The organism is Streptomyces sp. WELS2, from assembly GCF_013870595.1.
Taxonomy (GTDB): Bacteria; Actinomycetota; Actinomycetes; order Streptomycetales; family Streptomycetaceae; genus Streptomyces.
This window is the reverse complement of sequence record NZ_JACBWZ010000259.1, coordinates 1-7,704: the sequence shown is the minus strand read 5'-3', so window position 1 is coordinate 7,704 and position 7,704 is coordinate 1. Positions and strand designations below refer to the sequence as shown.

At 71.8% G+C, this 7,704-nt stretch carries 9 protein-coding genes; 5 read left to right on the top strand and 4 right to left on the bottom strand.

Annotated features, from left to right (window positions below; genetic code table 11):
- Positions 1–61 precede the first annotated feature (61 nt).
- Entirely contained in the window at positions 62–295 is a 234-nt protein-coding gene (locus H5J33_RS16940; RefSeq protein WP_181795746.1) for a hypothetical protein, read from the bottom strand.
- A 58-nt stretch (positions 296–353) separates the two neighbouring features.
- On the opposite strand from H5J33_RS16940, the gene map reads away from it, so the two are divergent.
- Positions 354–1,211: a type I methionyl aminopeptidase gene (map, locus tag H5J33_RS16935; RefSeq protein WP_181795745.1), complete on the top strand. Its 858-nt coding sequence runs from the start codon at positions 354–356 to the stop codon at positions 1,209–1,211.
- Between the two features lie 45 nt (positions 1,212–1,256).
- Here map and H5J33_RS16930 read toward each other — a convergent pair whose 3' ends face one another.
- A complete protein-coding gene (locus H5J33_RS16930; RefSeq protein ID WP_181795744.1) occupies positions 1,257–1,454 on the bottom strand; it encodes a hypothetical protein in 198 nt (65 codons plus the stop codon).
- Between the two features lie 114 nt (positions 1,455–1,568).
- A complete protein-coding gene (locus H5J33_RS16925) occupies positions 1,569–2,213 on the bottom strand; it encodes a PhzF family phenazine biosynthesis protein (RefSeq protein WP_181795743.1) in 645 nt (214 codons plus the stop codon).
- A 214-nt stretch (positions 2,214–2,427) separates the two neighbouring features.
- Between H5J33_RS16925 and efeO the strand changes: the two genes are divergently transcribed.
- Genes efeO through H5J33_RS16905 form a run of 4 tightly spaced genes read left to right on the top strand, consistent with a single transcriptional unit; the run spans position 2,428 to position 6,657 of the window.
- Positions 2,428–3,564: an iron uptake system protein EfeO gene (efeO, locus tag H5J33_RS16920; RefSeq protein ID WP_181795742.1), complete on the top strand. Its 1,137-nt coding sequence runs from the start codon at positions 2,428–2,430 to the stop codon at positions 3,562–3,564.
- 14 nt (positions 3,565–3,578) lie between these two features.
- A complete protein-coding gene (gene efeB / locus H5J33_RS16915; protein ID WP_181795741.1) occupies positions 3,579–4,829 on the top strand; it encodes an iron uptake transporter deferrochelatase/peroxidase subunit in 1,251 nt (416 codons plus the stop codon).
- A gap of 3 nt (positions 4,830–4,832) precedes the next feature.
- Positions 4,833–5,705, top strand: a complete 873-nt coding sequence (gene efeU, locus H5J33_RS16910) for an iron uptake transporter permease EfeU (RefSeq protein ID WP_181795740.1) — start codon at positions 4,833–4,835, stop codon at positions 5,703–5,705.
- Entirely contained in the window at positions 5,665–6,657 is a 993-nt protein-coding gene (locus H5J33_RS16905; RefSeq protein WP_181795739.1) for a hypothetical protein, read from the top strand. Before efeU ends, H5J33_RS16905 begins: the two co-directional genes overlap by 41 nt.
- 408 nt (positions 6,658–7,065) lie before the next feature.
- Here H5J33_RS16905 and H5J33_RS16900 read toward each other — a convergent pair.
- The coding region (locus tag H5J33_RS16900; protein ID WP_181795738.1) for a bifunctional DNA primase/polymerase at positions 7,066–7,704 on the bottom strand (639 nt) is incomplete at its 5' end.

Here is a 7,704-nt window from a genome sequence, read left to right as displayed (position 1 = left end):
CGCGGACGAACGGGCACGCGGTGCGGGTGCGGGAGCGGCGCGCCCCGCAGCGCTGACCTGATCAGTCCTCGCCGGACCGCTCGCCGGGGGGCGCGTCGTGCCAGCGCGGGTCGTTCTCCCACTGGAGGTTGCGCTCGGCGGCGGTCTGCATGGCGTGCCGCGCCGCCTCGCGGGTGGCGTACGGTCCGAAACGGTCCTTGCCCGGGCAGTCGGGACCCTCCTCGACCGTCCCGTGCTCCAGGCAGTAGTACCACTCGCCCGGTTTGCCGGCCGTGCGCTTCTTGAACAGGGCCATGGACAGCTCCTCTCGCCACCGACATGTTCCCCCATGTCCGCTGGTTAGACTCGCTGGCATGTCTGGCCAGTCGCTGCTCGTACCAGGGGAGCTGTCTCCCACCCGTTCGGTCCCCGGAAACATCCGCCGCCCCGAGTACGTCGGCAAGCCCGCGCCGGCGCCGTACACCGGGCCGGAGGTGCAGACCCCCGAGACCATCGAGGCGATGCGGATCGCCGGCCGCATCGCCGCGCGGGCGATGGAGGAGGCCGCGAAGATCATCGCGCCGGGGGTGACCACGGACCGGCTGGACAAGGTCGCCCACGAGTACATGTGCGACCACGGGGCCTACCCGTCCACGCTCGGCTACCGCGGTTTCCCGAAGTCGCTGTGCACGTCCGTCAACGAGGTCATCTGCCACGGCATCCCCGACTCGACGGTCCTCAGGGACGGCGACATCGTCAACCTGGACGTGACGGCGTACATCGGCGGGGTGCACGGCGACAACAACGCCACGTACCTGGTCGGCGACGTGGACGAGGAGTCGCGGCTGCTGGTGGAGCGCACCCGGGAGGCCCTCAACCGGGCGATCAAGGCGGTGCGGCCGGGCCGGCAGATCAATGTCATCGGCCGGGTCATCGAGTCGTACGCCAAGCGCTTCGGCTACGGCGTCGTGCGGGACTTCACGGGGCACGGCATCAACTCGTCGTTCCACTCCGGGCTGATCGTCCCGCACTACGACAGCCCGCACGCCACGACGGTGATGCAGCCGGGGATGACGTTCACGATCGAGCCGATGCTGACGCTGGGCACCCACGAGTACGACATGTGGGACGACGGCTGGACGGTCGTGACGAAGGACCGCAAGCGCACCGCCCAGTTCGAGCACACCCTGGTGGTCACGGACACCGGCGCGGACATCCTGACCCTCCCCTGAGGCCGGGTCCCCCTGGCCGGGTGCCGGAGGGGGACCCGGGCCGCGTCAGAACAGGGTGTCGGTGCAGTGGGCGCCGCCCCAGAAGATCTTGTTCTCCAGCGAGGAAAGTCCGCCGAAGTACGGGCTGCAGACCACGTCGTCGTCCTTGTGGTCATCGTTGGTGCCGGCGGCTGCCGTCGACGCGCCGGCGCCGGCCAGGGCGACGGCGAGGACGGTGGCGGCCAGGACGGATCGGATGCGCATGGTGCTCCTCTCGGGAGGCTGGGTGGTCACGCCCAGAGGTCCCCGTTCGGCCTCGCGCGCACACGCGGTTCCACCCGGACGGCGCGCGGCCGGTCACCCGGACGCGCGCGGACGTCAGCGATCCAGGCGGACCCGGCCGCCGATCTCGGTCCAGCCGTGCGGCTGGGGCGCGGTCAGGATCTGCGAGCCGCGGCCCTGTCTGATGTTCAGGGCCCGGCCCAGCCGGTCGGTGAGCAGCAGCGCCGCCGCGCCGGTGGCCTCGTCCTCGTCGATCCCGTCGTCCCGGCCGGGGAAGCCGCGGGCGCGGACCCGTCCGGCCGCCTCGTCCTCCCAGGCCCAGGCGTAGATCCACTCCCCGGGCGGCGGTACGGGAAGCGCGTCCACCTCGGCGGCGCTCGGGTACTGGCGCAGGGTGCGCGGCGGCGCCCATTCCGCGCGGGCCTCGATCCAGCTGAACTCGCCGTCCTGCCGGGCCCCGACGACACCGGCGGGGGTCACCAGTTCGGGGATGTCGAGCAGCCAGGCGGTGCCCACGCAGGGGTGCCCGGCGAAGGGCAGGCGCAGGGTGGGCGTATAGATGTCGATCACTCCGCGTTCGGGGTCGTCCACGAACACGGTCTCGCTGAAGCCGAGTTTGCCGGCCAGTTCCCGCCGGTCGTCGCGGCCGGGCAGCACCGAGCCGTCGCGGACGACACCCAGTTCGTTGCCGTAGCCGCCGTCCGGCCCGCAGAAGACGCGGAGTACGTCGTAGTCGGTCACCCGGGCATTGAAGCACCGCGGCGCCCGCCGGGGGCCGCACCGGGTGTTTTGACCATCCCTTTGCCATGGCGTGATGCCCGCTTTGCGGCATCGCAATCGAGTCGTGTCCGTGTGCCCGCTGTGAGAGCCGAATCACCGACCGCACGGGGACGGGTGTGGTAGGCCTCGGGTAAGTTAGGGCAGCCTCACCATACGAACCGCCCTTGGAGCCTGCATGCGAGCCGTCCGACTGACCGTCACCGCCGCCGTGACCGCGGCCGCTCTGACCGCCCTTTCGGCGTGCACCTCGAAGAGCGACGCCAAGGACGGTGACGCCATCCAGGTCACCGCGGCAGACTCCACGTGCGACACCTCCAGCAAGTCCGTGCCGGCCGGCCAGGTCACGCTGAAGATCGAGAACAAGGGGTCGCGGGCGACCGAGGTCGAGATCCTCTTCCCGGACGACCGGATCGTCTCCGAGAAGGAGAACATCGGGCCGGGCACCAAGTACACGCTCACCGCCGAGGTGAAGGCCGGTTCCTACGAGATCGCCTGCCGGCCCGGCATGAAGGGCCACGGCGTCCGGCAGAAGCTGACCGTGACCGGTGGCGGCACCACCGCCCAGCGCGACCCGAGGCTGGACGCGGCCGTCGCCCGGTACCGCACCTACGCCCAGGACCAGGCCGACGAGACGCTGCCGAAGGCCAAGGCGTTCGCGAAGGCCGTCCAGGACGGCGACCTGGAGGCGGCGAAGAAGGCCTACGGCCTGTCCCGCCTCGGCTGGGAGCGCACCGAGCCGGTCGCCGAGTCCTTCGGTGACATCGACCCGAAGGTGGACGTCCGCGAGGACGGCCTGGAGCCCGGGCAGAAGTGGACCGGCTGGCACCGGCTGGAGAAGGCCCTCTGGCACGACAAGAAGATCGGCGCCGAGGAGAAGGCCCTCGCCGGCCGGCTGGTGACGGACCTCGAGGACTGGCAGAAGCGCGTCGGGAAGGCCGAGATCACCCCGACCTCCATGGCCAACGGCGCCAAGGAGCTGCTGGACGAGGTCGCCAACGGCAAGGTCACCGGCGAGGAGGACCGCTACGCCCACACCGACCTCGTCGACTTCAAGGGCAACGTCGAGGGCGCGCAGAAGGCCTACGAGCTGCTGAAGCCGGTCGCCGCGAAGAACGACCCGGCGCTGACGAAGGAACTCGACAAGCAGTTCGCGGCGCTGGACGCGCTGCTCGACCAGTACCGCTCGGACAAGACCTCGTACGACTTCGTCTCCTACGACAAGGTCGGCAAGGACCAGCGCAAGGAGCTGTCGGACGCGGTGAACGCGCTCGCGGAGCCGCTGTCCAAGCTCGCCGCCGCGGTCGTGAAGTAGCAGAGGGAAGGGCGATGACCGAGACCCAGCAGAGCAATCCGTCGCGCCGGGCGCTGATCGGCTGGGGTGGTGCCGGGCTCGCGCTCGGGGCCGCCGTGGCCGGCGGTGCCGTGGCGATGGCCCAGTCGGGCGAGGACACGGACCCGGTGGCGGACGCGATGGGCGGCGCGGTGGAGTTCCACGGCGCCCACCAGGCCGGCATCGCCACCCCGGTGCAGGACAGACTGCACTTCGCCGCGTTCGACGTGAAGACCGACGACCGCGAGGCGTTCGTCCAGCTGCTCAAGGACTGGACCGAGGCGGCCCGCCGGATGACCGCCGGCAAGCCGGTCGGCGAGGGCGCCTACGGCGGGCTCGCCGAGGCCCCGCCGGACGACACCGGCGAGGCACTCGGCCTCAAGCCGTCCCGGCTGACGCTGACCATCGGGTTCGGGCCCTCGCTGTTCGACAGGTTCGGCCTGAAGGACGAGCGGCCCGCGGCCCTGGTCGACCTGCCGAAGTTCCCCGGCGACAACCTGGAGCGCTCCCGCACCGGCGGCGACCTGTGCGTCCAGGCGTGTGCCGACGACCCGCAGGTGGCCGTGCACGCCATCCGCAACCTCGCCCGCATCGGGTTCGGCAAGGTCGCCGTGCGCTGGTCCCAGCTCGGCTTCGGCAAGACCTCCTCGACCACCCCGGGCGCGCAGACCCCGCGCAACCTCTTCGGCTTCAAGGACGGCACCCGCAACATCGCGGGCACCGAGACCGACCGGCTGGACAAGCACGTCTGGGTCGGCGCCGGGGACGGACCGGACTGGATGACCGGAGGGTCGTACCTGGTCGCACGGCGGATCCGGATGAACATCGAGACCTGGGACCGCGCCTCGCTCCAGGAGCAGGAGGACGTCTTCGGCCGGGACAAGCGCGAGGGCGCCCCGGTCGGCAAGGCCAAGGAGCACGACGAGCCGTTCCTGAAGGCGATGAAGCCGGACGCGCACGTGCGGCTCGCGCACCCGGACTCCAACGGCGGGATCACCATCCTGCGCCGGGGCTACTCCTTCACCGACGGCACCGACGGCCTCGGCCGGCTCGACGCGGGCCTGTTCTTCCTGGCCTACCAGCGGGACGTGCGCAAGGGCTTCATCCCGCTCCAGCGCAAGCTCGCCGCGCACGACGCGCTCAACGAGTACATCCAGCATGTGGGTTCGGCGGTCTTCGCGATCCCGCCCGGCGTCCGGGACTCCGGCGACTGGTGGGGCCGGACGCTGTTCTCGAAGGAGGCGTAGCCCGTGTTCTCCAACTACCTGATCGGCCTGCGCGAGGGACTGGAGGCGTCGCTCGTCGTCTGCATCCTGATCGCCTACCTGGTCAAGACCGGCCGCCGGGACGCCATCAAGCCCATCTGGGCCGGCATCGGTGTCGCGATCGCCATCGCCATGGGCTTCGGCTGCGCCCTGGAGTTCGGCTCCCAGGAGCTCACCTTCCAGGTGCAGGAGGCGCTCGGCGGCTCCCTGTCGATCATCGCCGTCGGCCTGGTGACCTGGATGGTGTTCTGGATGCGGCGCACCGCCCGGAACCTGAGGTCCGAGCTGCACGGCAAGCTGGACGCGGCCCTCAAGCTGGGCACCGGCGCGCTGGTCGCCACCGCGTTCCTCGCCGTGGGCCGGGAGGGTCTGGAGACCGCGCTGTTCGTGTGGGCGTCGGTGCACGCCGCCTCCGACGGCACCCCGCGCCCGCTGGTCGGGGTCGCCCTGGGCCTCGCCACGGCGGTGCTCCTGGGCTGGCTGTTCTACCGGGGCGCGCTGAAGATCAACCTGGCGAAGTTCTTCACCTGGACCGGCGGCATGCTGGTCGTGGTCGCGGCGGGCGTGCTGGCGTACGGCTTCCACGACCTCCAGGAGGCCGACTGGGTGCCGGGCCTGAACAACCTGGCCTTCGACATCAGCGGTGCCATCCCGCCGGACAGCTGGTACGGCACGCTGCTGAAGGGCGTGTTCAACTTCCAGCCGGATCCCACGGTCGTCCAGATCACGGTGTGGGCGCTGTATCTGGTCCCGGTGCTCGGGCTGTTCCTCTCCCCGGTAGGGTTCGCCTCCGGAAAGGGGAAGGTGAAGGAGCCCGATGAGCAGGGAACGCGGCCCTCGGCGGCCTCGCAGGCGTGACCGGAACGCATTCATAGCGGCCGCGCTGACCGCTTTGTCGCTGACGGCGAGCGGATGCGTGGTGGTGCACGGGGAGCGCGAGGTGCTCCCCGCCGCCACCCGCGCCGAGGCCGTCAAGGCCGTCGCCGCGTTCACGGACGCGTACAACAAGGCCGACAAGGCCTACGACAGCTCCGTGGACGCCCCCTATGTCACCGGCGCCCTCGCCGACATCGACTCCGCCCGGCTGAAGGCGGGGCACGTCAACAGCCCTTCCGGCAACCCGGCGCACACCCCGCTGACCCTGACGGACGTGAAGATCACGATCGTCAGGAAGGCCGGCTGGCCCCGCTGGTTCGTCGCCGACGCCCGGGGCAACAAGGGCGGCAACGCCCGCTGGGTGCTCGTGTTCACCCGCGGCGACCTCGGCGAGCGGTGGCGGGTGGCCTATCTGACCCTCATGGCGCCCGGGTCCGTACCGGAGTTCGAGAAGGACGCGGACGGCTGGGCCGAGGCCGTACCCGCCGACACCACGCGACTGGCCGTCCGCCCCGACGAGTTGAGCAAGTCGTACGCGGCCTACCTGAAGGACGGCGGGACGGTCTTCGCGGACGGCCGCGACACCAGCGGGCTGCGCGCGGCCCGGAAGAAAGAGGCCCAGAAGCCCGGTCTGGTCCGGCAGTTCATCGACGAACCGCTCACCCACGGCGCCTACGCGCCGCTCGCGCTGCGCACGGCGGACGGCGGCGCGCTGGTGTTCTTCACCACGCACCACTACGAGAAGCGGACCGCCTACACCGGCGCCACCGTGCCGATCCCCAACAAGGACGTACAGGCCTTGATCAAGGGCGAGGTGAAGCAGTCCCTCACGATGGAGTCCATCGCCAACGAGGCCGCCCTCGACCCGGCCGGCAACGGCCCGGTACGGATGCTGGGCCGGGTGCAGGGCCTGACGTCCGCCCAGGGCGGCTGAACCCGGCGAACCGGTCGGCGGAGACGTCCAGGGCCGGCTGATCGAGTCGGCCGGGGACCGGAGGGGGCCGGTCGACGGAGTCGGCTGCGGCGCCGGTTGGCGGAGACCGCCGGGGCGCCGGTCAGTGGAGACTACCGGGGCGTCGGTTGGTGGAGCCGGCCGGGGCCGGTCGGAGGAGACGAACGGGGCCCGTCGGCCGAGACGGCCGGAAGGGCAGTCGACGCAGACAGCCAGGGACGGTCAACGGCGACAGCCGGGAGTCGCTCGGCGGAGACAGCCGGGGGCCGGACGGCCGAGAGGAACAGCCGGGGCCCATTGGGCGAGGCGGCGAGGAGGCCAGGCGACGGCGACGGCCAAGAGAGCGGCCGGCGGCGGCCGGGGCCCGTCGGCCGAGGCGACCGGGAGGCCTCAGTGGCGCAGGGGCCAGGCCGTGCCCGGGTGGTCGGCCTCGGCGCCGTGCCGGGCGCAGGCGTCGGTGAGCGCCTCCAGCAGGCTCAGCGGATCGGGCAGCGCGTGCTCCGGGCCGCGCACCCAGCGCACCCGCTGGTCGTCGTCGCCGGGCAGCCGGGCGGGCGGTACGAGGACGTAGGAGCCCCGGCAGTGCCAGCGCAGGCCGGGATGCTCGTCCATCGTCTCCGGATGGCAGTCCAGCTCGCAGGGCCACCACTCGTCCTCGTCCTCCGGGGTGCCCCGGGTGAGGGTGAAGAACAGCATGCGGCCGTCGTCGCTCTCGGCGACCGGACCGACCTCGATCCCCGCGCCGAGCAGCCGCTCGAGGGCCTCCCGGCCGGCCTCCAGGGGGACGTCGAGGACGTCGTGCACCATGCCGGTCGCGGTGATGAAGTTCGCCTGCGGCTGGTGCCGGGCCCAGCGCTCGATCTGCGCGCGGTCGGTGGTGGACTGCGTCTGCCAGGCGAACGACACCGGGTGCCGGGCCGGGGTGGGACAGCCGACGCGGTCGCAGGAGCAGCGGTAGCCGGGCGCGGGGTGCGCGGCGGGGGCGAGCGGCAGACCCGCGCCGGGGTCGGCAAGCAGACCATCTACCGC